The 26,742-nt window shown below is 64.1% G+C and carries 22 protein-coding genes; 14 read left to right on the top strand and 8 right to left on the bottom strand.

What is annotated here, in order from left to right; genetic code table 11:
- Positions 1-595 precede the first annotated feature (595 nt).
- Entirely contained in the window at positions 596-1,015 is a 420-nt protein-coding gene (locus AC5V87_RS37335) for a hypothetical protein (RefSeq protein ID WP_456842164.1), read from the bottom strand.
- Between the two features lie 219 nt (positions 1,016-1,234).
- Positions 1,235-2,167 carry a tripartite tricarboxylate transporter substrate-binding protein gene (locus AC5V87_RS37330; RefSeq protein ID WP_495369445.1) on the bottom strand — a complete coding sequence of 311 codons (933 nt, stop codon included), beginning with the start codon at positions 2,165-2,167 and terminating at the stop codon, positions 1,235-1,237.
- Positions 2,168-2,317: 150 nt separating this feature from the next.
- Here AC5V87_RS37330 and AC5V87_RS37325 point away from each other — a divergent pair, with 150 nt between their 5' ends.
- Complete coding sequence (locus AC5V87_RS37325) at positions 2,318-3,226, top strand: LysR substrate-binding domain-containing protein (RefSeq protein WP_495372008.1); 909 nt, start codon at positions 2,318-2,320, stop codon at positions 3,224-3,226.
- A 504-nt stretch (positions 3,227-3,730) separates the two neighbouring features.
- Here AC5V87_RS37325 and AC5V87_RS37320 read toward each other — a convergent pair.
- Entirely contained in the window at positions 3,731-5,752 is a 2,022-nt protein-coding gene (locus tag AC5V87_RS37320; RefSeq protein ID WP_495369444.1) for a YgiQ family radical SAM protein, read from the bottom strand.
- Between the two features lie 191 nt (positions 5,753-5,943).
- Here AC5V87_RS37320 and AC5V87_RS37315 point away from each other — a divergent pair, with 191 nt between their 5' ends.
- Positions 5,944-6,195, top strand: a complete 252-nt coding sequence (locus tag AC5V87_RS37315; protein WP_456842166.1) for a hypothetical protein — start codon at positions 5,944-5,946, stop codon at positions 6,193-6,195.
- Between the two features lie 5 nt (positions 6,196-6,200).
- Here AC5V87_RS37315 and AC5V87_RS37310 read toward each other — a convergent pair whose 3' ends face one another.
- The gene (locus AC5V87_RS37310) at positions 6,201-6,866 is read right to left on the bottom strand and encodes a GntR family transcriptional regulator (RefSeq protein ID WP_495369443.1); all 666 of its coding nucleotides are present in this window, start codon (positions 6,864-6,866) and stop codon (positions 6,201-6,203) included.
- A gap of 8 nt (positions 6,867-6,874) precedes the next feature.
- Positions 6,875-8,287, bottom strand: coding sequence for an FAD-binding oxidoreductase (locus AC5V87_RS37305; protein ID WP_495369442.1), 1,413 nt, complete (start codon positions 8,285-8,287; stop codon positions 6,875-6,877).
- A 182-nt stretch (positions 8,288-8,469) separates the two neighbouring features.
- Between AC5V87_RS37305 and AC5V87_RS37300 the strand changes: the two genes are divergently transcribed.
- The 9 genes from AC5V87_RS37300 (at position 8,470) to AC5V87_RS37260 (ending at position 20,014) form a co-directional block, all read left to right on the top strand.
- Positions 8,470-9,354, top strand: coding sequence for a dihydrodipicolinate synthase family protein (locus AC5V87_RS37300; RefSeq protein WP_495369441.1), 885 nt, complete (start codon positions 8,470-8,472; stop codon positions 9,352-9,354).
- A 211-nt stretch (positions 9,355-9,565) separates the two neighbouring features.
- Positions 9,566-11,887 (top strand): TonB-dependent siderophore receptor, encoded by a 2,322-nt coding sequence (locus AC5V87_RS37295; RefSeq protein WP_495369440.1) that lies wholly within the window; start codon positions 9,566-9,568, stop codon positions 11,885-11,887.
- A gap of 2 nt (positions 11,888-11,889) precedes the next feature.
- Positions 11,890-13,086 (top strand): PepSY-associated TM helix domain-containing protein, encoded by a 1,197-nt coding sequence (locus AC5V87_RS37290; RefSeq protein ID WP_495369439.1) that lies wholly within the window; start codon positions 11,890-11,892, stop codon positions 13,084-13,086.
- A gap of 123 nt (positions 13,087-13,209) precedes the next feature.
- Positions 13,210-14,499: a DUF1963 domain-containing protein gene (locus tag AC5V87_RS37285; RefSeq protein ID WP_495369438.1), complete on the top strand. Its 1,290-nt coding sequence runs from the start codon at positions 13,210-13,212 to the stop codon at positions 14,497-14,499.
- Between the two features lie 163 nt (positions 14,500-14,662).
- On the top strand, positions 14,663-15,895 hold the full coding sequence (locus AC5V87_RS37280; protein ID WP_495369437.1) for a rhodanese-like domain-containing protein: 1,233 nt from the start codon (positions 14,663-14,665) through the stop codon (positions 15,893-15,895).
- A gap of 296 nt (positions 15,896-16,191) precedes the next feature.
- Positions 16,192-17,436, top strand: a complete 1,245-nt coding sequence (serA, locus tag AC5V87_RS37275) for a phosphoglycerate dehydrogenase (RefSeq protein ID WP_456842173.1) — start codon at positions 16,192-16,194, stop codon at positions 17,434-17,436.
- A 110-nt stretch (positions 17,437-17,546) separates the two neighbouring features.
- Positions 17,547-18,566: a patatin-like phospholipase family protein gene (locus AC5V87_RS37270; RefSeq protein ID WP_456842174.1), complete on the top strand. Its 1,020-nt coding sequence runs from the start codon at positions 17,547-17,549 to the stop codon at positions 18,564-18,566.
- Positions 18,567-18,569: 3 nt separating this feature from the next.
- Positions 18,570-19,484, top strand: a complete 915-nt coding sequence (locus AC5V87_RS37265; RefSeq protein WP_495369436.1) for a GntP family permease — start codon at positions 18,570-18,572, stop codon at positions 19,482-19,484.
- On the top strand, positions 19,475-20,014 hold the full coding sequence (locus AC5V87_RS37260; RefSeq protein ID WP_495369435.1) for a hypothetical protein: 540 nt from the start codon (positions 19,475-19,477) through the stop codon (positions 20,012-20,014). Before AC5V87_RS37265 ends, AC5V87_RS37260 begins: the two co-directional genes overlap by 10 nt.
- A 10-nt stretch (positions 20,015-20,024) precedes the next feature.
- Here AC5V87_RS37260 and AC5V87_RS37255 read toward each other — a convergent pair whose 3' ends face one another.
- From AC5V87_RS37255 to AC5V87_RS37245, 3 genes are all read right to left on the bottom strand, one after another.
- Positions 20,025-21,746, bottom strand: coding sequence for an ATP-dependent Clp protease adaptor ClpS (locus AC5V87_RS37255; protein WP_495369434.1), 1,722 nt, complete (start codon positions 21,744-21,746; stop codon positions 20,025-20,027).
- A gap of 111 nt (positions 21,747-21,857) precedes the next feature.
- The gene (locus AC5V87_RS37250; RefSeq protein WP_495369433.1) at positions 21,858-23,480 is read right to left on the bottom strand and encodes an MDR family MFS transporter; all 1,623 of its coding nucleotides are present in this window, start codon (positions 23,478-23,480) and stop codon (positions 21,858-21,860) included.
- Positions 23,422-24,684, bottom strand: coding sequence for an HlyD family secretion protein (locus AC5V87_RS37245; protein ID WP_495369432.1), 1,263 nt, complete (start codon positions 24,682-24,684; stop codon positions 23,422-23,424). Before AC5V87_RS37245 ends, AC5V87_RS37250 begins: the two co-directional genes overlap by 59 nt.
- Positions 24,685-24,826: 142 nt before the next feature.
- On the opposite strand from AC5V87_RS37245, the gene AC5V87_RS37240 reads away from it, so the two are divergent.
- From AC5V87_RS37240 to AC5V87_RS37230, 3 genes are read left to right on the top strand one after another with little or no spacing between them, the layout of a single operon-like run.
- Entirely contained in the window at positions 24,827-25,438 is a 612-nt protein-coding gene (locus tag AC5V87_RS37240; protein WP_495369431.1) for a TetR/AcrR family transcriptional regulator, read from the top strand.
- Between the two features lie 48 nt (positions 25,439-25,486).
- The gene (locus tag AC5V87_RS37235) at positions 25,487-25,948 is read left to right on the top strand and encodes a MarR family winged helix-turn-helix transcriptional regulator (RefSeq protein WP_456842180.1); all 462 of its coding nucleotides are present in this window, start codon (positions 25,487-25,489) and stop codon (positions 25,946-25,948) included.
- A gap of 12 nt (positions 25,949-25,960) precedes the next feature.
- Positions 25,961-26,731 (top strand): enoyl-CoA hydratase, encoded by a 771-nt coding sequence (locus AC5V87_RS37230; protein WP_456842181.1) that lies wholly within the window; start codon positions 25,961-25,963, stop codon positions 26,729-26,731.
- Positions 26,732-26,742 lie beyond the last annotated feature (11 nt).

Below are 26,742 nucleotides of genomic sequence, written 5' to 3'. Positions count from 1 at the left end.
TCTTGTGAGCAGCCGATCGCTCCACAAACTCGTCATGCCGGGCATATCCGTCCGCAAGGACGGCGTCGCTTCGCTCGCCTATGTCCCGGGCATCCACGTCTTGTTGTGCAGGAGTGAAGACGTGGATGCCGGGTCAAGCCCGGCCATGACGATGTGGAAACGGTAGCGCCAAAAGTCACGCCGTTTTCATATGCGATTGCCCTGGTCTCTCGGGGGAGCCGCGAGGCGCGATGCAAAGCGGTCGACCTCCGTCACGAAGTCCTCGACGAACTTCCTTGGTCACCTCGACGAACCAGTAGGCTCCCATTCTTGAAGGGACTTCGAGAAGATCTCTAAAAATCGAAACTGTGCGAAGCTGGCCAGCCAACGTCGGCTTCGACAGGAGTTGCGGACATCGCGGGTTGCGATCGAGGACCGCTGGTGGCCCGCCGCGATAAACTCCGCATGGCGCGTCGACGCCGACGCGGCGTCGATCAGGCCAAGTCGACGCGATTGACCCGAAGCAGCCATGGTGTGAGACCTAGCCGGGGCCGATCAGCTAAATAGAAGGGGCCGCGTCGATACGGCGCGGCCCCACGTCAATGCCCCGGAACTTCTAGATCCCGTTCGGCGTGCAGGCCATCAGCAACTTAGCCGATTCAAGAAGATGTGTTCCGGTGAGAACCACGCGGGATGGGTTTGGGAGCACAAAGACCACGTCGTCCGCAGTTTCCATCGTATATCCCGCATCGTGCTCGTCTTCCGAGATTATTACGGCCCGCTTCAAATTGAATCCCGGAAATGCTGCATTGATTGCCGCTGTGGCTTGGTTGACGGCTGTTGGTGTGGCGCACCCTTTGTTCGCTCCGCTCGGGTTACGATCCAAAATGTTGGCGAGGCTTGCGTCGTTATTCCATGCATTGACAATCACTTGCGCAATGCCGGGAACAGCATCTGGCGGAATCGCAAATTCCGGTACCGTAATCTCTCCGCCACCCTTCTTCTTCTTGATACCACCTGGTGCCGTTGGTGCCATTGTTACGCCTCCCTGATGAAAGCTGCCACGGCACCTTGACGCCTGCCGGGTGCCTAGCATCATCTCACACCTGCGCCCGCAAAACCACAAGGCCCCAACGAGGCGCGCGCCCCAGGTCGCCGACTCCGCTTTCGGGCAAAGGTTTATGGCCGGACTTCGCTGGCCTTGCTGGCGAACAGCATATGCACCTCCAATGACAAAAAAGAATGACTTCCGCAGTCACTCGGCCTTGACGTTTGCGGCCCTGATCATAGGCCACCACTTGGCAATCTCGGCCTTCTGCAGGGCTTCCAGCGCCGCCGGGGACTGCCGATCAGGAGGCGGCAGGTCCAGTCCGACGTCGGCGAGACGCTTTCGCAAGGCCGGTGTGGCAATCGCTTTTGCGGCGGCATCGCTGAGTTTTGCGATGACGTCGGGCGGCGTACCGTTCGGCACCCAGAGCCCGCTCCAGACCGAGATATAGAATCCCGGCAATCCCGCTTCGTCCACGGTCGGGATGTCCGGAGCTACGGCGAGCCGGCTGCTGCTGGTGATTGCGTAGGCCTTGATCGTGCCGGCATGGATTTGCTCGAGGGAATTCGAGGCTTGATCGAACATCAGGTCGATGTGACCGGCGACAAGGTCTTGCAGCGCCGCACCCGCGCTGCGGTAGGGAATGAAAGCGAAATCGACCTTGGCCAAATTCTGAAACAGCAGGCCGCCGACGTGGCTGGCTGAACCGGTGCCCGCGGTGCCGACGTTCGCCTTGTTCGCTTTCAGCCAGTTGGCAAGGCCATTGAAGTCGCCGGCCGGCAGGTCGCGCTTGCCGATGATGATCTGCGGAGCGCTCGCGAGGAGCGCAACGGGTGTCAGGTCCTCAAGCAAGTCATAATGCAGCGCGTACATCGCGCCGTTCAGCACATGAGTGCTCCAGTTTCCGACGCTGACGGTGTACCCATCCGGCGCTGCTCGAATGGAGCGTCCGACGCCGATGCTGCCGCCCGCACCCGGTATATTCTCGATAACGATAGGTTGCCCGAGCGCTTCGCTCATCGGCTCGGCGACAGCTCGGGCGAGAAAATCGAGCGGCCCACCTGCCGCAAACGGCACCACGAAGCTGATCGCTTTGGTGGGGTACTCCGCGCCCGGCGCGGGAGCGATGCCGACGAACACAGCAGCCACGCCGAGAAGAAGATGCTTTCTCATGTCCATTCTCCAGTGCCCGCCGTACCGTCGCTCCGTGAATGTGGGCTTGATATTGCCGAACGGCGGAAACCAACAAAAGGTAGATATTTCTATCTTCAAACGATAAGTTTTGTTGATATGGATACACGCTTCCTGCAAAGCCTGGTCACCGTCATCGAGTGCGGCTCGATTGCCGAAGCGGCGCGTCGGCTCAATCTGACACCTGCAGGCGTGACGCAGCGCATCCGCGCGCTCGAAACGGATATCGGAGCTCGCCTCCTGTCGCGCTCAGGACGGGTCATGCAGCCGACACCGGCAGGGACCGCCATTCTCGATCGGGCCCGCAGCCTCATCAGCGAGGTCCAGGATCTCAAGGCAATCGCTTCCAGTGATGAGCTGTCTGGAGAATTGAGAATTGGGGTCATGCAGACGTCGTTGACGGGCCTGTTTGCCGACACACTAATTCCTTTCACGCGTACCTATCCGCGCATCGACGTACGCATCATTCGCGGCACTTCGTCGGGTCTGTATAAGCAATTGATGGGTGGAGATATCGACGCCGCCATCACGAGCCACCCGCCGTTTGCAATACCAAAGACGTGCGAGTGGCATGTCTTGCGCGAAGAACCGTTCGTGGTCCTGACACCCGCCTCGCTTAAGGTGCGCGACGCGCACAGTGTGCTTGCGAGGGAGCCCTTCATTCGTCTCGATCGAAACGTTTTCGCGGGCCGCCTCATCGACGACTATCTGCGCAAGGCTGGCATCCGGCCGAACGATCGCTATGAGCTTGATGGGCTTGAGCTCATTGCAGTCATGGTCGATCGGGGTCTCGGTGTTTCGCTGCTGCCTGATTGGGCACCCCCGTGGCCTGAGGGTCTATCCCTGCGTAAACTGGCTCTGCCGGATCGTTCGTTTGTTCGCCGTACAGGTTTGCTTTGGAACAGAGGGGCGCAACGAACACGATTGGTGCAGGCATTTTACGAATTGGCTGAGATCACGGTCGGGCCTAGAGCCCGACAGGCGAGAAGCCGCGCGCGAATAACGTGAACGCATTCTTTACAGACTGATGAGGCCGTGAATGACATTATTGCTGGCGCATCCCGACGTCAGCTCCTGGCCCCTTGCTGACTTCCAGAGACGAACGGGCCATGTCCGGTTTCAAAGTTAGAACGGCCATGGCCTGCTTCAGGGCTGATCGATTGGTGAGTGCACACCCTAGCGCATCCGGAGTCACTGGGTACGCCGCAGGGTGCTGATCGCCGGGAAGCATCCCTCCAACGCGTTGAATGGGCGCGTAACAGCCTGCGCGCGGGATGCGGTGTGAAGCGCGAGGATGTCGATGCGGGAGGAGACCGGGCTCGCTCTATCCCACGTGCCCGATCATGCCATCATGCGCCTGTGTTGCCCGACGGAGCAACGATTTTTTTGCCCGACCGGTCAAACCTCTTCGCAGGACGTCTAAGCCATTGATCCCGCGAGGGCCGGCTACTGTGCATGGGGTTGTTTCGAACATTTTGTTTGAGCGGCACGAAAGCATGGGGCTCGTGCTGGCTACTTCATCACCCGCAGGCCCTTGGTCGTGAAGCGCTGCGTCTTCCCGCCGGGGCGAACGGGGCGCTTGGTGCCGGCGGCCTTGCCGGTGCCGGGGGGCTGGTGCGCTGGGACTAACTGGTGGGGCTGCGAGCCGATCAGGTCGCGGCGGCCCATCTCGATCAAGGCCTCGCGCAGCACCGGCCAGTTGTCGGGGTCGTGATAGCGCAAAAACGCCTTATGCAGGCGGCGCTGGCGCAGGCCCTTGATCGCATCGACCCTGTCGCTGCCGCCGTGGCGCACGCCGCGCAGCGGGTTGACGCCGGTGTGGTACATCGCGGTCGCGGTCGCCATCGGTGAGGGCAGGAAGGTCTGCACCTGGTCGGCCCGATAGCGGTTCTTCTTCAGCCACAGCGCGAGGTTCATCATGTCCTCGTCGGTCGTGCCCGGATGCGCCGCGATGAAATAGGGGATCAGGTAATATTTCTTGCCGGCCCGCTCGGCCGCTTCATCGAACATCCGCTTGAACTTGTCGTAGGCGCCGATGCCCGGCTTCATCATCTTGTCGAGCGGGCCGCGCTCGGTATGCTCGGGCGCGATCTTGAGATAGCCGCCGACGTGATGGGTGACGAGCTCCTTGATGTATTCGGGGCTCTCGACCGCGAGGTCGTAGCGCACGCCCGAGGCGACCATCACCTTCTTGATGCCACGGGTCTCGCGCACCTTGCGATAGAGCCTGATGAGATCGTCATGCGAGGTGTTGAGGTTCGGGCAGATCTCGGGGAAGACGCAGGATGGCCGGCGGCACGCCGCCTCGACCTTCGGGTCGTTGCACGCCATCCGGTACATGTTCGCGGTGGGACCGCCGATGTCGGAGATCACGCCGGTGAAGCCCGGCGTCTTGTCGCGGATCTTTTCGATCTCGCGCAAAATGGAACCCTCGGAGCGGTTCTGGATGATGCGCCCCTCGTGCTCGGTGATCGAGCAGAAGGTGCAGCCGCCAAAACAGCCGCGCATGATCGTCACCGAGAACTTGATCATCTCCCAGGCTGGGATCCGCGCGTCCCCATAGGACGGATGCGGCGCGCGTGCGTAGGGAAGATCGTAGACCGCGTCCATCTCCTCGGTGGTGAGCGGGATCGGCGGCGGGTTGAGCCAGAGGTCGCGGTCGCCGTGACGCTGCACCAGCGGCCGCGCATTGCCGGGATTGCTCTCACGGTGCAGCACGCGTGAGGCGCGCGCATAGGCCTCGCGGTCCTGCTCGACCTGCTCGAGTGCCGGCAGGCGAATCACGGTCGGCCCCGGCTTCCGCGATGCGCCTTCGTCGGCGGAATCGAGATCGTCGGCATGCAGCTCGGTGTAGTCCTCTGGCACGCGGCGGAACAGCGCGACGCCCCTGATGTCGTCGAGCTCGCGCGGCGCTTCGCCGGCGGCGAGCCGCTGCGCCACCTCGACCACTGCGCGCTCGGCATTGCCGTAGAGCAGCAGGTCGGCCTTGGCGTCGGCCAGCACCGAGCGGCGCACCTTGTCGGACCAGTAATCGTAGTGCGCGATCCGGCGCAGCGAGGCCTCGATGCCGCCGAGCACGATCGGGACGTCCTTGTACGCCTCGCGGCAGCGCTGAGCGTAGACGACGGTCGAGCGGTCCGGCCGCTTGCCGCCTTGGCCGCCCGCCGTATAGGCGTCGTCATGGCGCAGGCGCCGGTCCGCGGTGTAGCGGTTCACCATGGAGTCCATGTTGCCGCCAGTGACGCCGAAGAACACCTTTGGCTTGCCGAGCGTCCTGAACGGCTCGGCCGAATGCCAGTCCGGCTGCGCGATGATGCCGACACGGAAGCCCTGCGCCTCCAGCAGCCGGCCGATGATCGCCATGCCGAAGCTCGGATGGTCGACATAGGCGTCCCCGGTCACCAGCACGATGTCGCATTCATCCCAGCCGAGCGCGTCCATCTCGGCGCGGCTCATCGGGAGGAACGGCGCCGGCTTGCGCGGGCGCGCCTTCGCCATCAGGGGCTTTTCGGCAGCAATGATCTGGATGTCCATGGCGCTTACGCATAGGACTGCGGAGCCGCGAATACAACCGACAGACGCGTGAAAGATCGGGGTTCCCTGCTCGTTCGAGGCCGTTAACCGTTCGCGAGCCCCCGCACTCGACCAGGCATGATTGGTTGTGGTTCGCTCGAAAGGAACCAACCGTCTTCGCGAACATTCTGAACTAGGCACGCGTGCGAGCGGTGCTCGCGCGCGCCTCGACGATTCCGGCGCCAGTGCTGCGGCCGGATTTCTGCTCCGATGCTTGCTTCGGGGCTATTGGGGGAGCTGTGAGTACGGTCATAGAGAACTTGCTGGCACGGAAGCAAAAGCTGGTCGAGCAACTGGAGAAAGCGTCGTCGGCCGAGGACCGCGACAAACTTGAGCACCAGCTCGAGCAGATCAACACCGCGCTGGATTTTCTGGACAGGCCGGGATCGAGGGACGCGCGATAGCGCGCTCATGCTACCTTCAACGCCTTGGCATAGACCACGCCCGAATTGGTGATATGCGTCGTCATCAGCGCCTCGAACGCCGTGAACTCGCCGCGCGCGAACAAATCGAGCAGCCTGCGATGCTCGTCGAAGGACAAGCGGGTGCGCACGTCGATCGGCGAGGTCAGATTGGTGCGGAGCGCAGCGACGCGCCCGGAGACGAGCTGGTAGGATTCGGCGAGGTAGCGGTTGCCGCAATGGGCGAACAACGCCTCGTGAAAGGCGGCGTCCGCGCGGCCATAGGCGATGTTGTCTTTGGCCTCGACCGCAGGCTCCATCGCCGCGATCGCCTCGCTCATCGCTGCAATTGCGCCGTCGCGATCGTGGCGGAACGCGAGCTCGGCGGCCTTGGGTTCGAGCGCCACGCGGAACGTGCAGAGCGCATCGATGTCCTCCGCGCTCGGCGTGAACACGAAGCTGCCGACCTGCGGGCGGATCACCACGAGACCCTGCGCCTGCAGCTGGCCCATTGCTTCGCGCACCGGCGTGCGGCTGACGCCGAAGGAATTGGCCACCATCTCCTCGGAGATGGCGGCGCCCAGCGCGAACTCGCCGTCGATGATGGCCTGCCGCAGCCGCTGCATCACGCGCTGCGACAGCGATTTCGGCGTATCGAGCTTTAGCGAGCGCATCGGCTCTCTCAGATCACCTTGCCCGGATTGAGCAGATGATCGGGATCGAGCGCGGCTTTCAGCGTCCGCATCAGAGCGATCTCGGCCTCGCTCCTGGCGTGGCCGAGCCACTTCTTCTTCAGCGTGCCGATGCCGTGCTCGGCGGAGACGCTGCCGCCCAGTTCGCGCACGAGACCGTAGATGATCGCGTCCATCTCTTCCTTCGGCTGCTGCTCGACGGGCAGGCCCGTGACCCAGGAGACGAGATGCAGATTGCCGTCGCCGATATGGCCGTAATAGACGCTCTCGCAGCCCTTGATGCCGGAAGCGAGCGCCGCCTTGCAGCGCGTGGCGAACTCGTCCATGCGTGCGACCGCAAGGCCGATGTCGTAGGAGATGTGCGGCCCCAGCACCTGGCCGAACTCGGCGCAGATATCACGGACGCGCCAGAAGCTTTGCGTCTGCGCCAGCGATTGCGCCACGGCCGCATCGGCGAGCAGCCCGCGCTCCATCAGCTCTTCGAGCCAGGCTTGAAAGCGTGGCGCGTCGACACTCTCGTCGGTGCCTTGCGCTTCCACCAGCACGTACAGACCATGGCCCGCCGCGACCGGCGGCTTCACGCCGGCGCGATTCGTGATGACGTCCCAATAGTCCGACCACATCACCTCGAACGCCGACAGCAGCGGACCGAGCCCGCTGCGCGCGGCATTGAGCAGGTCGATCACCGCGGCATAGTCCTTCAGCGCGCAGAGCGCCGCCATGGTCGAGCGCGGCTTCGGGAACAGTTTCAGCACCACGCGGGTGATGATGCCGAGCGTGCCCTCCGAGCCGATGAAGAGATGCTTGAGGTCATAGCCGGCATTGTTCTTCATCAGCTTGTTGAGGCTCGTTATGATGGTGCCGTCAGGCAGCACCGCCTCGAGGCCGAGCACCAGCTCGCGCGTCATGCCGTAGCGGATCACGCGGTTGCCGCCGGCATTGGTGGAGAGATTGCCGCCAATCGCGCAGGAGCCGCGCGAGCCGAGGTCGAGCGGAAAGAAGAAGCCGGCTTCGTCCGCGGCCTTCTGGATCGTCTCCAGCGGTGTGCCCGCCTTCACCGTCATCGTCATGGCGGCAGGATCGATCTCCTCGATGCCGGTCATGCGCTCGAGCGAGATCGCGACCCAGCCCGCTTCAGGCGAGGCGCCGCGGCACAGCCCGGTCAAGCCGCCCTGCGGCACGAAAGGCAGCCGTGCCTGCCGGCAAGTCAGGATCGCGTCGGCAACGCCCTGCGCATCGAGCGGACGGATCACCGCCAGCGGCGTCCGCGGCAGGCTCGCGCTCCAGTCGTTGCAATTGCGCGCGGGCACGTCGGTGCCAGTCAGGACCGCCGCCGCGCCGAGCTTGTCACGCAAGGCGCCGAGCAACCGGTCGGGATGCTCGATGGGGGTCACCATGTTCATGCGAGACCTCCTCTAAATTCAGCTGCGCCTCATGCGCGCCGCGATGGTGGAAAGGATTTGCCTCCGTCTTGTATGTAAGGTACAAGATGGAAAGTAAAGCAAAAACAAGGACCGGCAAAGCCTTCTCAGGTCGTTGGAGATCGGGGGCTTGGTCCGAGGTCGCTGGTATGAAGGGTCGTGAGATGGCAGAGGCAATTCGCGGGTTCTGGGTGGCTTCAGCGACGCCGCTGGCGGCGGACGGCAGCGTGGACTGCACCAAGCTGGCGGCTCATGCCAAGCAGCTCTTCAGCAAGGGCGTCGACGGCGTGGTGCTGTTCGGCACCACCGGCGAAGGCACCTCGTTCAACGTAACTGAGCGCGTCGCGACCATCGAGGCCGTGCTCGAGGCCGGGGTTGCGGCGGAACGGATCGGCATCGGCGGCGGCTTTCCCGCCATCAGCGACAGCGTCGCGCTGACGCGCGCCGTGCTCGGCCTCGGCCTGCGTCACGTATTGTTGCTGCCGCCCTATTTCGATCGCAGCGTCATGCCCGAGGGTATCGAGGACGCGTTCGCCGCGATCCTCGACGGTGTCGGCGACGATCGCCTGCGCGCCTATCTCTATCACATCCCGCAGGTCTCCGGTGTCGCGATCCCGACCAGCGTCGCCGCGAGCCTGCGCAAGCGCTACGGCAAGGTGGTCGCAGGCCTGAAGGATTCCAGCGGCGACTTCAAGCAATTCCAGGCGTTCCGTGCAGCTGCCCCCGAGCTCGCCATCACCGTCGGCAATGAAGCCGACATCGCCCGCGCGATCGCCGCCGGCGGCGCCGGCACCATCTGCGGCATGGCCAATATCGTGCCCGAGCTGGTCAAGGGCATGATCGACGGGCGGGACGTCGAAGCGCGCATGCAGGCAGCGATCGACGTCGTCGTGAAGACGCCGTCGTTCCTGCCGACGCTGAAGGCGATCCTGGCGGCGCAGACGGATGACGCAGCCTGGATGCGCGTGCGTCCGCCGCTTCGCGCGCTTTCGGACGGCACCGCATTCAAGCGGAAGCTCGACGAGCTGATCGCCCCTGCCATCGCCTGAGTTCGCAAAGCGCCGCGATATGGCGCCGCGAATTTTCGCGCAGCGTGTCGCGCTCGCTGCGACGGCATTGGTGTTTGCCGTAACGCCGCGATCTGCTCTTAGAATGATTCAACACTAGAGCAATTCAATCCCGCCTACGGTTCTCTTCACGCCCGGCGGCTGTTAGACGCGCCAGCTTCAATGTTGTGTCTGACTTGGAAGTGAAAAGAACGTGCGTGCTCATCTGGATGGCCGCGACCGCGGCCGTCGAACCGCTGCCGATAGGAGCCATGCCGGTCTTCTCATTGGCGCAGCCGTGCTGCTCGTCGAATGCCCCTCCAACGCGAGCGCGCAGGCGCAATCGGCACTGCCGCCGGTGACGGTGGAAGCCTCGGTGCAGCGGCCGAAGCCGGCGCGTGCATCGAGCCAGGCTCCGCGGCGTGCGCAAGCGATTGCGCGCCGTCAACCCAATCGAAGTCCCGCACCCGCCGCGCCGACATTGTCGGAGCGAGCGGCGGCCGAAGCGGCTGCGCAACAGGCGGCCAAGCTCGGCTATCGCGCGATGCCGAGCTCAACCACGCTGCGCAGCGGCGCCTCGCCGCTCGATACCTCGCAGTCCGTCAACGTCGTCCCCGCGCAGGTGCTGAAGGACCAGCTCCCGCGCAACATCGACGATGCGCTGGTCAACATCAGCGGCATCACCCAGACCAATACGCTCGCGGGCACCCAGGACGCCGTCATCCGCCGCGGCTTCGGCGACAACCGTGACGGATCGATCATGCGCAACGGCATGCCGCTGGTGCAGGGCCGCAGCCTGAACGCCGCGGTCGAGAGCGTCGAAGTGCTGAAAGGGCCGGCTTCGCTGCTCTACGGCATCATGGATCCCGGCGGCATCGTCAACACCATCAGCAAGCGCCCGGAGCTCTACCAGCACGGCTCGGTGACGCTGCTCGGCTCGACCTACGCGAACAACCGCAGTGGCGCGGACGGCACGCTCGACATCACCGGTCCGATCGGCGATGGCGGCCTCGCCTATCGCTTCATCGGCTACGGCGTCAGCGAGGATTATTGGCGCAATTTCGGCCGTCACCGCGAGATGCTGGTGAACCCGTCGCTGGCCTGGTACGGCGAGACCACGACGGTCCAGCTCACCTATGAGCACCGCGAGTTCATCACTCCGTTCGATCGCGGTACGGCCTTCGTCAACGGAGCGCCGCTGGCCATCCCGAAGACGCGCCGGCTCGACGAGCCCTTCAACAACATGTGGGGCACCTCCGACCTGGTGCAGGGCTCGGTCGAGCAGAAGCTGGACGACAATTGGAAGGTCACGGCAGCCTACAGCTACAACACCGAGACCTACAGCGCCAACCAGCTTCGCATTACCGGCGTCAACGCCAAGACCGGCGTCGAGACCCGAAGCAATGACGGTACACAGAATTCGCTGAGCAATGCTAGCTACGGCACCTCCTATCTGCAGGGTGACGTCTGGGTGGGCGGCTTCCGCAACGAGATCCTGTTCGGCGGCGAGGCACTCTATCGCACCATCGATCGCCACGATCTGATCCGCCAGGCGACGCCGAGCTTCAATTTCTACAACCCGGTGTATGGGCTGGTCGTGCCGGGCACGACGGTTTCGGCAACCGACAGCGAGCAGACCGACAAGCTCGGCACCCGCGGCCTCTTTGCCCAGGACACCTTCCACGTGACCAACTGGCTCTCCCTGGTCGGCGGCGTGCGCTGGATGGAATACGAGCAGCTCGCCGGAAAAGGCCGGCCGAAGTTCATCACGAATACCAATCTGGCGGGTGACAAGGTGCTGCCGCTCGGCGGCGTCATCTTCAAGCTTAACGACCAGCTCTCTTATTATGTGAGCTACACGCAATCGCTGAAGCCGACCTCGACGATTGCCGCGTTCACCACCGGCTTCGTCGTCGATTCCACCATCGCGCCCGAGGAGGGAACGCAGTGGGAGACGGGCCTGAAGTTCGACGTCAACAAGCGGCTGTCGGGCACTCTGGCGGTCTACGAGATCGAGAAGAAGAACGTGCTGGTGCTGGACGATATCGGTAACGGCAAGTCGGCGGCGCGCGCGTCCGGTGCGGCGCGGTCGCGCGGGGTCGAACTGGACGTCACCGGCAGGCTGACCGACGAATGGAGCATGATCGGCAGCTACGGCTACACCGATGCACGTCTGATCAACGATCCCGTCAACGGCAACGCAAAACTGCTGAACGCCGCGATGAACACGGCCTCGCTCTATCTCGTGTACGATTTCGGTGAACGGTTGCCCGGACGGCTGCGGCTCGGCGGCGGCGCGCACTATGTCGGTGACCGGCCGGCCGATTCCGCCAACTCGTTCTTTCTGCCGGCCTATACCGTCGCGGATGTCTTTGCGACCTACGACACCAGGATCGACAATCTGCCGGTGACCTATCAGTTCAACGTCAAGAACCTGTTCGACAAGCTCTACTACACGTCGACCACCGGAAACGCTTTGAACGTCGCGATCGGTGACGCCCGGCGCTTCTCGCTGTCGGCAACGGTGAAGTTCTAGCGATGGCGGCGCGGCTCGGGCACAGCATCAAATCCGTCCTGCTCCAGGTCCATTCCATCGCGGGCCTGGTCCTCGCGCTGCTGCTTGCTGTGATCGCGCTGACCGGCGCGATCATGAGCTTTGAGGACGAGATCGTCGATGGTCTGAACAGCGGCATCATGCAGGTCGCGCCGCGTCAGGCCTTGGCGCTGATGCCGGACGAACTGGTCGCCCGGCTGAAGGCGGGGCAGGATCTCGGCCAGGTCTCGGCCGTGACGCTGTCGAGCGATCCGGCCGCTGCGGTGCGTGTTCGCTTCGCGCGCGACGAGCAGGGTGGGCGGCCGACGTCGCTCTATGTCGATCCCTATGACGCGCACGTGCTGGGTCCGCCGCGCGGCGAGGAGTTCTTTGCGACCGTGCGCAGGCTGCATCGCTGGCTGCTGATCCCCGGCGATGCCAAGGGCTGGGGCCGGCCGATAACCGGCGTCGCCGCGCTCGTCCTGATCGTCATGCTGGTCTCGGGTTTCGTGCTGCGCTGGCCGCGCCGCGCCGGCAGCATGAAGGTGTGGCTGAAGCCCAACCTCGGTCTCAGCGGACGCGGGCTGCATCGCTCGCTCCATGCGGTGATCGGCACCTGGGTGCTGCCGTTCTACCTGGTGATGACGCTGACCGGGCTGTGGTACTCGTTCGACTGGTACAAGGATGGTGTCGTCTGGCTGCTGGCGCGTCCGGAGGTCGCTGCCGCGAAGATGCAGCCGAAGATGCCCGCAAAGGCGTCGCGCGCAGCTGGTCGTGACGAGCCGGCCCAGCCGATCGGATTCGACCGCGCCTGGACCACGCTCCGTCGCGAGCAGGGCGACCGCTTCTCCAGGGTGCTGCTGACGTTGCCGGGTGGCTCGGGCACGGTGATCCGGATCCGATCGTGGGGCCAGGACTCCACGCTCGAGGCCACGCGCGACGAATTCCGCGTCGATGCGGTCACCGGCCAGTTGGTCTCCGCGGAACGCTATTCCGACAAGACGTTCGGCGAAAAGGTCATCGCGGCAATCTACGACATCCATCGCGGCGCGATCCTGGGATGGCCGGGCAAGCTCGCCTTCATGATTGCCGCGGCCTTGATGCCGCTGTTCGTCCTCACCGGCATTTTGCTCCATCTGTCGCGACGCAAGTTGCGGCGGCCGGCGCAGCCGCCGGTCGGGCGGCTTGTTCCGGGCGAGTGAGCACTGGATTCGGCCGACCGCTCAAGCCCGTCCCATGGCAGTCGGCAGACAAGAACCCTTGTCTGCGGCTCCGCAAAATGGTTCGATCCGCTAGATGCACGCAGAAGTCGTGGGGCTATTCTGATGGCGCGATCGGAACGAGACGAACTCGAAGAAACGGCGCTGCCCGCGGTGCTTGTCAGACGCAGCGACCTGCCCGTGCCACTCACGCATCCGGCGCGGAGCTTTTTCGGTGGACTCCCCAAGTTGCCTCCGCAGCTTGAGAGGCCGACGGCAGAGGTCAAGGCGAACGAGACGTTGGAAAAGGTTGCGCTCACATTCGTGGCTCAAATTGATCTGGCCGAAGTGCTCGGCTCCGGCTGGTCGCCGCTTCCGAAACGAGGCACTCTCTATTTCTTCTGCAGTTCGGTGTTCGTTGGAGAAGGGCGACCGCCTTGCTGCGTTCTCTATAGCCCTGCTGACGGCGGCACGTATCCCGACCGCGCGCCACCGCCAAATCTCATGCCGCTGGGAGGCACTGACGGTGACCGCCAAGTCAAGTGGCTCGACCCAACCCTCGACTTTCATTCCAAGGTCGAATTCAAGTACCCGCTTTCGTTCAGGCCGTTCCGCGACTTCTACTTCCACGAGGATGATGTGGGAGGTGAGCTCATGATCGAAGAATTATGCAAGGCATTGGGACCGGGTGAGCCGGAGGAAAGTGATCTGCTTCAGTTCCGAACGGCGGCCAAGTATGAGAAAGATGAGGATTGGCCCTTCAACTGGCTCCTGATCACTTATGTGGTTCGGTCCGTCTTGTCGCACGTCCTGCGCGATTTGAAGCTGGGGTATTACGGCAAGCCGCTTGCCGACGAAGCAATCGTGGAACTGAAGCGCGTTCATGGGGGTGCCATCGAATGGCTCGAGCGTTGCCGAGCATTGACCCCGATGGATGACGTCGATCCCGACACAAGGATGGCCTTCAGGTCATGGTGGCTCGATGTCGTTCAGACTTATGAGAAGATGGACGGGCAAGTACGGACGTATACGAGCACCCTCGCGTGCGACTTGGGCGATGCCATCAACCATACGATCCGTTCCATGGCGGAGGAGGATGCTGATGCATGCGATGATGCCCCTCCCAGCTATGTTGAGAATCTCGAGCGGCAAAATCGTTGGAAAACGCCGACGGTGGAAGATGGAAAACACCGCTATTTCAGAACGGCGCTTCATCAGATGCTCGGATATGGTAGCGGCCCGCAAGATGCGACCGAAGAGCATTTGGAGGACGTGCTGTTACTCCAAATCCAAGGCGAACTTGCGTTTCTTGGTTGGCACTCCAATATTGGATGCGTGCTTCATTTCTGGATCGATCGTGATGCACTTGCGCGACTCGACTTTTCCCGGGTCGTCGCCACGTTGGAGTGCGACTAGCGTAAAGCCAGCTGGGTAAGCTTGGGTCGGCCCCGAACATAGCTAGTCGTCGATTGGGCGATGACCGACGGTCGCCTTTTCGTTTTCGATTCTGGATAAAGCTAGCCAACACGCTCGCAATCGTTCAAAAGCCCTTGGCTTGTCTTTCGCCAAGGTCCACCCTATGAAGCTTCCGACCGTCGCTCCCGCCGATATCCGCCGCGCGTTGCTGTTGCGCGCGGAAATCGCGCTGCTCGATCTCAGATACGAGGCTGCCTTCGCCACAGGCCATCCGCTGTTTGCCGCCAACATGGCTGTGGACCGGATCGCGGTCGAAGCCGAGGTGCGCTTGCCGCGCAAGGACGTGGCGATCGTGCTCTATGATGACGGCGAGGGGCTGGTTGAGACCGGCGCCGAACGCCTTGCCGCGCTCGGTTACAGCAATATCAGTGCGCTTGAGGGCGGGCTGAAGGCCTGGCGCGATGCTGGCTACCAGGTGTTCGAGGACGTCAATTCCTATTCCAAGGCGTTCGGCGAGCTGGTCGAAGCACGCCGCCACACGCCCTCGCTCAGCGCCGACGAGGTGGCAAAGCTGATCGCCGACAAGGCCAACATCGCCATCCTCGACGTCCGCCGGTTCGACGAATATGCCACCATGAACATTCCGGGCTCGGTCAGCGTGCCCGGCGCGGAGTTGGTGTTGCGGGCAGGGCAGGCCGCACCCGACCCTGAGACCACCATCATCGTCAATTGCGCCGGCCGCACCCGTTCGATCATCGGCACGCAGTCGCTGATCAACGCCGGCGTACCCAACAAGGTGCGCGCGCTGCGCAACGGCACCATCGGCTGGACGCTGGCGCGGCATGCACTCAACCATGGCGCCGACAAGCGTGGCGCGGTCGGGCCGTTCGAGGGCGGCCCGGCCAATGCCCGCGATGTCGCCTACCGTGCCGGCGTCCGCCATATCGGCGCGAGCGAGATGGCCGCGCTTATCGCCGACCGCGATCGCACGCTCTATCGCTTCGACGTGCGCGAGGCCGAGGAATACACGGCCGGGCATCTCCTCGGCTTCCGCCATTATCCCGGCGGCCAGTTGGTTCAGGAGACCGATATGGCCGCGCCGGTGCGCGGCGCGCGCATTGTCCTCACCGACGACCAAAGCGTGCGCGCCGACATGACGGCGTCATGGCTGGCGCAGATGGGCTGGGAGGTCTATGTGCTCGAGGGCGGCTATGATGGAGCGCTCGAGAATGGCCCGCCGCGCGTGCTGCCGAAGCTCGACCCGGCGCATCGGTACCGCCGCCCCTATGAAGGCACCAATGTCGCGCAGGCCGCGATGCAGGCCTATCTCGATTGGGAATATGGCCTGGTCGAGCAGCTCAGGCTTGACGGCACGCACGGGTTTTACGTGATTTGACGGACGATCGAGTAGCTCCGTCACCCTGAGGTGGCCGCCTCTTGGCGGCCCTCGAAGGGCGACAGCCCCGGCTGCATCGGGGCCGTTCATCCTTCGAGGCTCCCGATGGGGCGCTACGCGCCCCATCACTCGCGCCTCGGGATGACGGGGCGGCGATTGTGCGTGAGGGGATAGCTGAGCTCGTGGGATGCCAAGCATACCTCCTGCCCGCCATCTTCCCCGTATCCAACCCCTATTGTACTTGGCCTCGTCCGCGGTCTAAGAGCTGCGGCAAAGCCGTCACCTATGGAGATCCTATGCCAGCCCCAGGCCAAAGCCCTGAGCGGAGCGCGAAGGCGCTGCTGCTCGAAGGCGTCAATGACAGCGCTGTCGACCTGTTCAAGAGCGCGGGCTTCACCAATGTCGAGCGGCTGACCAAGGCGCTGGAGGGCGAGCACCTGCGGCAGGCGCTCAAGGGCGTGTCGCTGCTCGGCATCCGCTCGCGTACCCAGATCACAGATGAGGTGCTCGCGGCCACGGATGGACTGCTCGCGGTCGGCTGTTTCAGCGTCGGCACCAACCAGGTCGATCTGCTGGCAGCGCGCAAGCGCGGTATTCCCGTGTTCAATGCGCCGTTCTCCAACACCCGCAGCGTCGCCGAGCTCGTGATCGGCGAGATCGTGATGCTGCTGCGGCGGATCTTCCCGCGCTCGGTCTCGGCGCATGAGGGCGGCTGGGACAAGTCGGCGACCGGCAGCCGCGAGGTGCGTGGCCGCACCCTCGGTATCATCGGCTACGGCAATATCGGCTCGCAGCTCTCGACCCTTGCTGAGGCGATGGGCATGCGCGTGATCTATTTCGACCGCACCGACAAGCTCCGCCACGGCAATACCGAACCGGTCGAGAAGCTGGAGGAGCTGCTGGCGCAGAGCGACGTCGTCAGCCTGCACGTGCCGGAGACGCCGGAGACATCAGGCATGATCGGCGAGAAGGAGCTGCGCGCCATGAAGCCGGGCTCGTTCCTGATCAACAACAGCCGCGGCACCGTGGTCGATCTCGACGCGCTCGCTCGCTCCTTGCGCGAGGGCCATCTCGCCGGCGCCGCGATCGACGTGTTTCCGGTCGAGCCGTCGTCGAACGCCGACCGCTTCAAGAGCCCGGTGCAGGGCCTCGAGAACGTCATCCTTACCCCGCATATCGGCGGCTCGACCGAGGAGGCGCAGGAGCGTATCGGCGGCGAGGTCGCGCGCAAGCTGGTCGACTATTTCATCACGGGATCGACCATGGGCGCGGTGAACTTCCCGGAGGTGCAGCTGCACCTGCGTCCCTCGGGCGCGCGCTTCAGCCACGTCCATCGCAACGTGCCGGGCATGCTGCGGCGTCTCAACGAGGTGTTCCTGCAGCGCGACATCAACATCGCCGCGCAATATCTGGAGACGGCAGGAGACCTCGGCTATGTCGTGCTCGACGCCGACCTTGCCGGTCAGGATTCCGGAACCCTGCTTCAGCAGATCCGCAGCCTCGAAGGCACGGTGGGCGCAAGGCTGGTGTTCGAGCATTAAGCGGGCCCACGTTCCGGTTGCGTTTCGCGGCAGCCGCTCCATACACTGTCGTCATCCTCGGCGCGCTATAATTCGTGTCGAATTTGAGCTTCAGTTGCGGCGGTGCTGCGATGGAACGGGATTCCGTACTCGTCGACCTCGCGCTTCAAGGTGGCGGTTCGCACGGCGCCTTCGCCTGGGGCGTGCTCGATCGCCTGCTGGAGGAGAAGTGGCTTAGCATTGCCGCGATCTCCGGAACGTCGGCAGGCGCGATGAATGCGGCGGTGCTGGCGGACGGCTGGACCGCCGGCGGCGCGGACGGCGCACGTGAGGCGCTTGCGCAATATTGGCGCCGGGTGTCGAAAGCCGCGGCCCTCAGTCCGCTCCAGCGCTCGCCGCTCGACCGGCTGATGGGGCGCTGGACGCTCGACACCTCGCCCTTCTACATCTTGACCGATTTGATGTCGCGCGTGCTCTCGCCCTACGATCTCAATTGGACCGGCTACAATCCGCTGCGCGCGGTGCTGGCCGAGAGCATCGATTTCGAGCGGCTGGCGCGCTCGCCGATCATGCTGTTCATCACGGCGACGCGGGTACGAACCGGTCGCGGACGAATCTTCCGCAATGCCGAGATCACGGCCGACGTGCTGCTCGCATCGGCCTGCCTGCCGACCATGTTTCGCGCGATCGAGATCGACGGCGAGCCGTACTGGGACGGCGGCTTTGCCGGCAACCCGACCATCACGCCGCTGGTGCGCGAGAGCGATGCGCACGACACCATCCTGGTCCAGATCAATCCGACGGAACGGCCGGAGGCGCCGCGGACGGCCGCGGAGATCCTCAACCGGCTCAACGAGATCTCCTTCAACTCGCCCCTGATGAAGGAGCTGCGCATGATCGCGCTGCTGCGCCAGGCCGCCGATCCCGGCAGCGGCGAGGGCGCGCGCTGGGCCAAGATGCGGACGCACCGGATCAAGAGCGACATGCTGGCGAAGTTCGGCGCCTCGTCCAAGCTCAATGCGGAGTGGGAGTTCATCTCGATGCTGCGCGCCGAAGGGCGGCTCGCCGCGGAGGCGTTTCTCACCGAGCATGGCGCCGACGTCGGCCGGCGCTCGACCGCCGATCTCGATGTCCTCCTGGCGGAGTGTTGAGGCATGGGTCTTCTCGGCCTGCTCGTCGGGCTCGGCCTGCTGGTGCTGTTCGCGTTTCGCGGCTGGAGCGTGCTCTTGCTCGCGCCGTTCGCCGCGCTGGTGGCTGCGTTGTTTGGCGGCGAGCCGCTGCTGGCAAATCTCACCCAGGTCTTCATGGTGAATGCAGCGGCATTTCTGGCGCAGTTCTTTCCGATCTTCCTGCTCGGCGCCGTGTTCGGCAAGCTGATGGACGACAGCGGAGCGGTGACCTCGGTGGCCGCCACTATGGCCAAGCATCTCGGCGAGCGCCGCGTGGTCCTGGCCGTGGTGCTGGCCGGCGCGGCGGTGACCTATGGCGGCGTCAGCTTGTTCGTCGGCTTCTTCGTCATCGTGCCGATGGCCCGCTCGCTATTTCGTGCGGCTGAAATTCCGCGGCGGCTGATTCCGGCCGCGATCGTGCTGGGGACGTCGACCTTCACCATGTCGGCTTTGCCCGGCACGCCCTCGATCCAGAATGCGATTCCGATGCCGTTCTTCGGCACGACACCCTTTGCTGCGCCGGGCCTTGGTATCGTCGCCTCTCTGATCATGCTCGGCACGGGGTTGTGGTGGCTGCATCGCGCAGAGGCCAAGGCGCGGCGCACCGGCGAGAGCTATGGTGACGATGTCGAGGATGTGACCGAGCGCGCCGCTGCTGACGAGCTCGTGCGCGAGCGAGCGACGACGGCGCGGGAGTTCGATCCGGCGGAGCTGCAACATGGCCATCGCAGTGACAAGGCCCCACCGGTCCTGAATGCGGTCCTGCCGTTGATCGTCGTAGTAGTCGTCAATCTGGTGATGTCGCTCGTCGGCTCGATGTCAGCTACCTCGCCGAGCAGCGCTTCGGCGGGACGTCGCTTGCCGCGGTTGCGGGCGTATGGTCGGTCACGGTGGCGCTGACTGCGGCCATCGTCACAACCATCGTGCTGAACTGGTCGCGCCTGCCGGCGTTGCGGCAGACCATGGACGCTGGCGCCAACGCGTCGGTGCTACCCGCATTCAGCGTCGCGAGCCTGGTCGGATTCGGCGCGGTCGTCGCCGCGCTGCCGGCGTTCACGACCGTGCGCGACTGGGTGCTGGCGATCGAAGGCGGCCCGCTGGTCTCGCTGGCGGTTGCGACCAACATCCTGGCTGCGCTGACCGGCTCCGCGTCGGGCGGCCTGACCATTGCTCTCGATGCACTCGGGGAGACTTATGTCGATCTCGCTGCACGAACCGGCATCGACCTTGCGCTGATGCATCGCGTCGCGGTGATCGGTTCGGGCACGCTCGATATCCTGCCGCACAATGGTGCGGTGGTGAGCCTGCTCGCGATCTGCGGCCTGACGCATCGCGACAGCTATTTCGACATCGTGATGGTGGGAATCGTGACGTCGCTGCTGGCATTGGTCGTCGTGATCGCCTTGGGCAGCGCGTTTGGATCGTTCTGAGACAGGCAGTTTATCCCGCCGCCATCGCCTGTGCACCTCCCAGCAACCGGGCATTGAGCCGACCGCCGGAGAACAGCATGTCGTCGAGCGCCTCGTCGATATCGGCGGAGATGACGGATTTGCCCCCATCGCGCGCGAGGCTCGCCTGCGCAAGCCGCCGCATCAATTCCTTAATGAATGCGCAACTCGTCCCTTCGCTGCGTCGGGCCGCCTCAGTGACGACTGCATCGGCGAGCGGCAGTCCCTTGCCGTAGAGCCGGACCAGCTTGGTGCGGCCGGTCTCGTCGGGAAGCGGCACTTCGATCGCCTGGTCGATACGTCCCGGGCGGCCTGCGAGAGCGCCTTCGAGTTGCTGAGGCCGATTGGTCGTCAGCACGAACAGGATGTCAGCGTCCTGCTTCAAGCCATCCATCTCATTGAGTAGTCGATTGAGCAGCGGTTCTTCGCAACCGCTCATGTTCTCACGCGCCCGCGCAATCAGATCGACGTCTTCGATCACAACCATGGCCGGTTGCAGGAGGCGAGCGAGATTCATGTAGGCGCCGAGCAGGCCGATTTGCTCCGCCGTGATGATCAGCGTCGTATGTCCGGGCAGGTGGGTCGCGAGATAACGGATGGTGTGAGTCTTGCCCGTGCCGGGTGGGCCGTAGAGCAAGATACCCTTCCGGGTCGATTGGCCGAGGCGGCGCAGAACATCCCGCGTACCCACGAAGTTCAGGACGTTGCGATCAAGTAGCCGTAACGTCTGTTCGGGCAGGATCACTTCATCGCGACTGACGGAAGGAAGCCGGTGCACCGTGATGCCGCGCGAGCGGCCGCGGTAGTCGGAATCGGCATCGAGAGAGAGGATCTTGCCGCGATAGGTGCGCGCAGCCTGCACTGCGTCCTCCAATGCGGCAAAGCACTGTTGGACAAGTTCCGCTCCCGCGGCCCCGGCCGGCACCATGATTTCGATTCGCACGCCAGTCTCACGGCCGTATTCCCGATGAATAGCCAGAAGTATCGCGTAGCGAAGGCCCGACGCAGTGCAAAGCCAGAGACCGTTGTCGAGGCACTTGGCCGGTGTCGGTTCGCCGATATCAACGTCGTTGTACTGAAGTGGTGCGATGGTTACTGCAAAATTATCGTCCTGCATCAGTCGCGACATCGATAGTGTTTCGTAGCGACGATCCTCGGCGAGGCCGAATAACCGTATCGGCGCGGCGAATAGTCGATCGATGGCGGATTGGACATCTGCGCGCATGTGGCCGGGAAACTGGCGGACCGTGGTTACGAGCTGGCTGCGCGGGACGTCGGCAAAATACGAATTCAGGACACTGAACGCGTAGTTAAGCTCTTCTTCGGGGAGTTCCTGGGATGCGGTTGCTGCCGCGCGCACGCAATCGGCGCACAACCATACTGTACGGTCCGTCAACTGCACTTCCGATTGCGCTGTAGGTTGACCGCAAAGGCCGCAGCAAGGCTTCGCCGTTTCCCGCATGATCACGAGAGAATGGCCGGCGATACTGATGCGCCGTCTGGCAGATTCCAGTAGGGCGTCCGCTACGGACGGTGGGTAAGGACCACAGACAGCGGTCGCGTGCTTCTCGATGCTGGCCATGACGGAAGCTGCCTCGCTGTCCGACTTGCCGAAGACACGGTTCAACAGGTCGACAATGAACTCACGCGGAACGTCTTCGTCGTCGTGCAGCACGAGTTGAACCGGCACGATCTCGACCTCGGTCTCGCTCACGAAACGCTCCTTTTTTCACAACCTGCAATTGATTAGAACATATAGGGAACACAAAAGAAGGCGACCGTCAAGCGTGGCGGCCGGGACAAATTGCAATCGATGGACGAGTTGTTAGTGCGCACCCCCGCCACCCGCCGCCTTTACCCGCCGCGTCAGCAGCACCGCGATCGCGGCGAGCACGAGCACCACGCCGATCACCGCAAAAGTGTCGGAATAGCCCATCACCAGCGCCTGGCGCCTGACCGTCTTGCCGAGCGCGATGATGGCCTGCTCGCGCGCGGCATTGGGGTCGGGCACGCCGTGCGCGATGAAGTAATTGGTCATCTGCGCGATGCGGCCGCGGACTTCCTCGCGGCCGAGCGTGACGGAATGGCCGATGATGTTGGAGTGGAACTGCTCGCGCTTGGTGACGATCGTCGCCAGCACCGCGGTGCCGATGGCGCCGCCCAGATTGCGCATCATGTTGGAGATGCCGGAGGCCGCCGGCGCGTCCTGCGGCGCGACGCTGCCGAGGCTGAGCGCAGACAGCGGCGCGAGCGTCAGTGCCTGACCCACGGCGCGCACGACGTTGGGGACGAAGAACTGGTCGCCTGAGTAATCGAGCGACATCATGATGTTCATGAAGGAGCTCGCGGCGAACAGCAGCAGGCCGATGGTCGCGATATAGCGGGCATCGAACCGCTGCATCAGCTTCGGCACCAGCGGAATCAGCAAGAGCTGCGGCAGGCCGGTCCAGGCCAGCACGTTGCCGATCTGCTCGGCATTGTAGCCCTGCACCTGGCCGAGATAGGCCGGCAGCAGATAGACCGAGCCGAACAGCGCAAAACCGAGGAACACTGCGGCGATGGTGCCGACGCCGAAATTCCACTGCGTCAGGAGGCGCAGGCGCAGCAGGGGCTTCTCGACCACCAGCTCGTTGTAGACGAACAGCGACAAACTGACCGCGGAGATGATTGCGAGCCGCACGATGAACGGCGAGCCGAACCAATCGTCCTTGTTGCCTTCCTCCAGCACGGCCTGGAGCGAGGCGAGGCCCACCGCCATGGTGGCGATGCCGAACCAGTCGCCTTCACGCAGCAGGCCAAGGTTCAGCGGCTGGCGTTCCAGCGTGAAGAAATGCGTCGTCACCATGACCGCGGTGGGCAGCACGTTGACGAAGAAGATGGTCTGCCAGCCGTAATTCTCGGTGAGGTAGCCGCCGATGGTCGGGCCGATGGCCGGGGCAAAGGTCACGGCGAGCGAGAACATGGCAAGGCCGATCGGCTGCTGGCCCTTCGGCAGCCTGGTGAAGACCAGCGTGAAGGCCATCGGGATCAGCACGCCACCGAAGAAGCCTTGCAAGCCGCGCATCGCAATCATTGAGGGCAGATCGTGGGTGAAGGCACAGGCGACCGAGAATGCGGCGAACAACGACGCGAAGGCCAGCATGATGTTGCGAAACGAGAACACCCGCGACAGGTAGTCGGTCAGCGGAATCACGATGATCTCGCCGATCAGATAGGACGTCGAGATCCAGGAGCCGTTGTCGGCGCCGGTGCCGATGCCGCCCTCGATGTTGAGCAGCGAGGCGTTGGTGATCTGGATGTTCAGGATCGCCATAAAGGCGCCGATCATCGCCGCGAATACGGCGATCCAGACCGTGACGCTGGCGCGATTGGGATCGGCGGCGACGCGGTCAGGCGTCGCGGCCGGAATTGCTTGTGCGGGCGTCGAGATTGAGAGGCTGTTTGACATGGCACGACCCTCGGGAAACGAGCTTTGCTTTCGGTTTTACTTGAGGCGTCGTGGCCGCTTGCGCGGTCGGCGCTGAACGGGTTGCGATCGTCGGGATCACGGACATGCCGGGCCGCAGCGCGATCGCAGGCGCGGTCTCGGCGTCCAGCGCGATCTTCACGGGGATGCGCTGCACGATCTTGGTGAAATTGCCGGTGGCGTTGTCGGGCGGCAGCAGCGCGAATTCCTGGCCGCTGGCCGGCGCGATGGAATCCACGTGACCGTGCACGACCTGCCCGGGGAAGGTGTCGACCTCGATCTCGACGCTCTGTCCGGCGCGCACATGGGTGAGCTGGGTCTCCTTGAAATTGGCGACCACATAGGCGCCGTCAGTCGGCACGATCGACATCAGCTGCGTGCCGGCCTGCACATACTGGCCGATGCGCAGCGTGCGGTTGCCGACGACGCCGTCGATCGGCGAGACGATCGTGGTGTAGCCGAGATTGAGCTCGGCCTGTTGCTGGACCGCGGCGGCGCGCGCGACCGCGGCTTTCGCCTGCACGATCTTGGCCTTGAGCAGATCGACCTGCTTCTGTGCGGAGATGAGATTGGCGTTGTCGCGGGCGATCGCGGCGTCCGCGCCGGCATCGCGCGCCTGCGCCTGCTGCGCATTCTGGAGGCTGCCATAGCCGGTCTTGGCGAGGTCGCTGTAGCGCTTGTTCTCCTGCTGCGCGAAGACCTTCGCGGCCGTGTCGACATCGATGGTCGCCTTCGCGGCGGCGATCACGGCTTCCTGAACGTCGAGCTGCGCCTGCTTGCTCGTCACCGTTGCGTTCGCGGCGGCGACATCGGCCTTGGCTTGATCGAGCGCGACACGGAAATCGCGGTCGTCGATCCGGGCCAGCACCTGGCCGGCCTTCACAGGCTCGTTATCGCCGACGAGGACGAGGTCGAGATAGCCGCTGACCTTCGGCGCGATGGTGGTGTTGTCGGCCTTCACATAGGCGTCGTCGGTGGAGACGAGGAAGCGGCCGACGGTCCAGTAATCGTAGCCGTACCAGGTTGCGCCGGCGAGGGCGGCGGCGGCCACCCCTGCCAGCAACAGCTTGCGAAGATTTGGCTTTTGGCGGCGCGCCGGTTCCGGCGGGGCGGGCAGGACGCCCTCCAGCCCAGGGGGCGGGACCACGGTGGCTTCAGTCTTGGACGGGGTGGCGTGCACGTTCATGGCCGGCTCCCTCGAATTAGGAAACTTGACGATTTCCAAAATAGGACTAGGTTGGAGACTGTCAATGGAATGACAGGCATCATCTAAAAACATGGCTCAGGCAAAACCATCATTAGAATGTCGCCCGCGCGGGCGGCCACCGGTGCGCAGCGATGACGAGACGAAGCGAATCGTCCTCGAGGCCGCGCGGCACACCTTCGCCGTCGATGGCTACGCAGCCACTAGCACCGAGGAGCTGGCGCGCGGCGCCGGCATCTCCACCAAGACTCTCTATCGGTTGTTTCCGGGTAAGGCGGCCCTGTTCGAGGCGATGTGCGCGGACCGGCTCGAGCGGCTGCTCTCCGACGTCAATCTTCAGGCCAACAATCAGGCCGATGTCGAAACGAGCCTGGCTGCCGTGCTGGTTGCCTGTGCCGATCTCGCGCTCGATCCGGAGGTCGTGGCGCTGCAGCGCATGGTGTTGCAGCAATCGGCGACGTTCCCCGACCTCGCCGCGAATTTCTACAGGGACGGCATCGCCCGTACCGCGGCGGCGCTCGCGGGCTGGCTTCGCGATCAAGTCAAGAAGAAGCGCATCGCGCTCGATAACGTCGATGAAGCCGCGGGGATGATGATCGGCATGATGGTGTCGGCGCCTCAGCGCGCGGCGATCTACGCAGGCGTGACACTGCCCTCGCGCAAGGAGATCGAGAAGCGGGCGAAGGTTTGCGCCGCAATTCTGCTCGACGGCTGTCGCGGGCCGTTGGGCAGCTAGCGGCGGCAGGTTTTGACAATTCGCCGGAATTGCAATTATATGGTTCGCATGCGAAATAAATCGCCCGAGGCGCGGCATCACCGGCTGATCTATCTGTTGAACGTCGCGCAGCGCCGCTTGCAGCGCTGGATGGCAGCGCAACCTGGGAGCGACGTGACGCCGGCGCAGGCGGGGCTGCTGTTCATCCTCGGCAAGCAGGACGGCGTGTTGATGGGCGAGGCGGGTGCTGCGCTCGATCTCGGTCCGGCCGGCATATCCGGCCTGGTCGATCGCACGGCGGCCGCCAAGCTGGTGGAGCGGCGGGCCGATGCCGAGGACGGCCGCGCCTTTCGTGTCTGGCTGACGCCGAAGGGGAGGACTGCGCTGATGCAGGCGAAGACCTCCGCGGCGGCGGTCAACGCGGCGCTGACGGAAGGGTTTACAGCTGCCGAGATCGACGTGGTCGCGCGCTGGCTGACAAGCATTCAGGACAAGTTTCCAAGAGACGCGACAAGAGATCCACAGGACTAGCAGGAGAGAGCAATGACCGAGCATGTGCGAGTCGAGAACAACAGCGGAATTCTCACGCTCACTTTGGTGCGGCCCGACAAGAAGAACGCGCTGACCGATGCGATGTACGGCAAGCTCGCCGACAGCATCGAATCCGCCGAGCGCGATGCTTCGGTCCGCGTGATCCTGATCCGCGGCGAGGGCGACATGTTCACTGCCGGCAACGACGTCGGCGAGTTCGCCGCCGTCGCATCGGGCAAGTCGGAAGGCAGCCGCAACGTCGTGCGCTTCATCCAGTCGCTGGCGCGCTGCACGCGGCCGCTGGTTGCGGCGGTGCAGGGACGCGCCGTCGGCGTCGGCACCACGATGCTGCTGCATTGCGACCTCGTGGTGCTCGCGGACAACGCGCAATTGTCGACGCCCTTCGTCAGCCTCGCGCTGGTGCCGGAAGCTGCCTCGAGCCTGTTGATGCCGGCGCGTATCGGCTATGCCCGCGCCTATGAGATGTTCGCGCTCGGCGAGACGGTGCCGGCGAAGTCCGCGCTGGATTGGGGCCTCGCCAACCGCGTGGTGCCGCTCGAGAGGCTCGATGCCGAAGCACTTGCCCTTGCGCAGCGTCTTGCCCGCCAGCCGGCTGGCGCGCTCACCGCGACCAAGAAGCTGATGCGCAATGGCGAGGCGCTGGTGGCGCAGATGCAGGCCGAGGGCGAGCAGTTCGCGCAGCGCCTGCGCACCGCCGAGGCGCGCGAAGCGTTCACGGCATTTGCCGAGCGCCGCCCGCCCGATTTCACGAGGGTTGCCTGATTTCGCTAGCG

Source organism: Bradyrhizobium sp. SOJA106, from assembly GCF_059448745.1.
The sequence above is the reverse complement of the archived record's forward strand: the minus strand, read 5'-3'. Positions and strand labels throughout refer to the sequence as shown.

Coding starts and splice junctions, on each gene's coding strand:
- AC5V87_RS37335 (WP_456842164.1), bottom strand. CDS start 1,015: ATGGCACCAACGGCACCAGGTGGTATCAAGAAGAAGAAGGGTGGCGGA.
- serA (WP_456842173.1), top strand. CDS start 16,192: ATGCCAGCCCCAGGCCAAAGCCCTGAGCGGAGCGCGAAGGCGCTGCTG.
- AC5V87_RS37230 (WP_456842181.1), top strand. CDS start 25,961: ATGACCGAGCATGTGCGAGTCGAGAACAACAGCGGAATTCTCACGCTC.
- AC5V87_RS37305 (WP_495369442.1), bottom strand. CDS start 8,287: ATGAACATGGTGACCCCCATCGAGCATCCCGACCGGTTGCTCGGCGCC.
- AC5V87_RS37245 (WP_495369432.1), bottom strand. CDS start 24,684: ATGAACGTGCACGCCACCCCGTCCAAGACTGAAGCCACCGTGGTCCCG.
- AC5V87_RS37320 (WP_495369444.1), bottom strand. CDS start 5,752: ATGGACATCCAGATCATTGCTGCCGAAAAGCCCCTGATGGCGAAGGCG.
- AC5V87_RS37285 (WP_495369438.1), top strand. CDS start 13,210: ATGGCGCGATCGGAACGAGACGAACTCGAAGAAACGGCGCTGCCCGCG.
- AC5V87_RS37265 (WP_495369436.1), top strand. CDS start 18,570: ATGGGTCTTCTCGGCCTGCTCGTCGGGCTCGGCCTGCTGGTGCTGTTC.
- AC5V87_RS37280 (WP_495369437.1), top strand. CDS start 14,663: ATGAAGCTTCCGACCGTCGCTCCCGCCGATATCCGCCGCGCGTTGCTG.
- AC5V87_RS37310 (WP_495369443.1), bottom strand. CDS start 6,866: ATGCGCTCGCTAAAGCTCGATACGCCGAAATCGCTGTCGCAGCGCGTG.
- AC5V87_RS37300 (WP_495369441.1), top strand. CDS start 8,470: ATGGCAGAGGCAATTCGCGGGTTCTGGGTGGCTTCAGCGACGCCGCTG.
- AC5V87_RS37250 (WP_495369433.1), bottom strand. CDS start 23,480: ATGTCAAACAGCCTCTCAATCTCGACGCCCGCACAAGCAATTCCGGCC.
- AC5V87_RS37235 (WP_456842180.1), top strand. CDS start 25,487: ATGCGAAATAAATCGCCCGAGGCGCGGCATCACCGGCTGATCTATCTG.
- AC5V87_RS37325 (WP_495372008.1), top strand. CDS start 2,318: ATGGATACACGCTTCCTGCAAAGCCTGGTCACCGTCATCGAGTGCGGC.
- AC5V87_RS37290 (WP_495369439.1), top strand. CDS start 11,890: ATGGCGGCGCGGCTCGGGCACAGCATCAAATCCGTCCTGCTCCAGGTC.
- AC5V87_RS37270 (WP_456842174.1), top strand. CDS start 17,547: ATGGAACGGGATTCCGTACTCGTCGACCTCGCGCTTCAAGGTGGCGGT.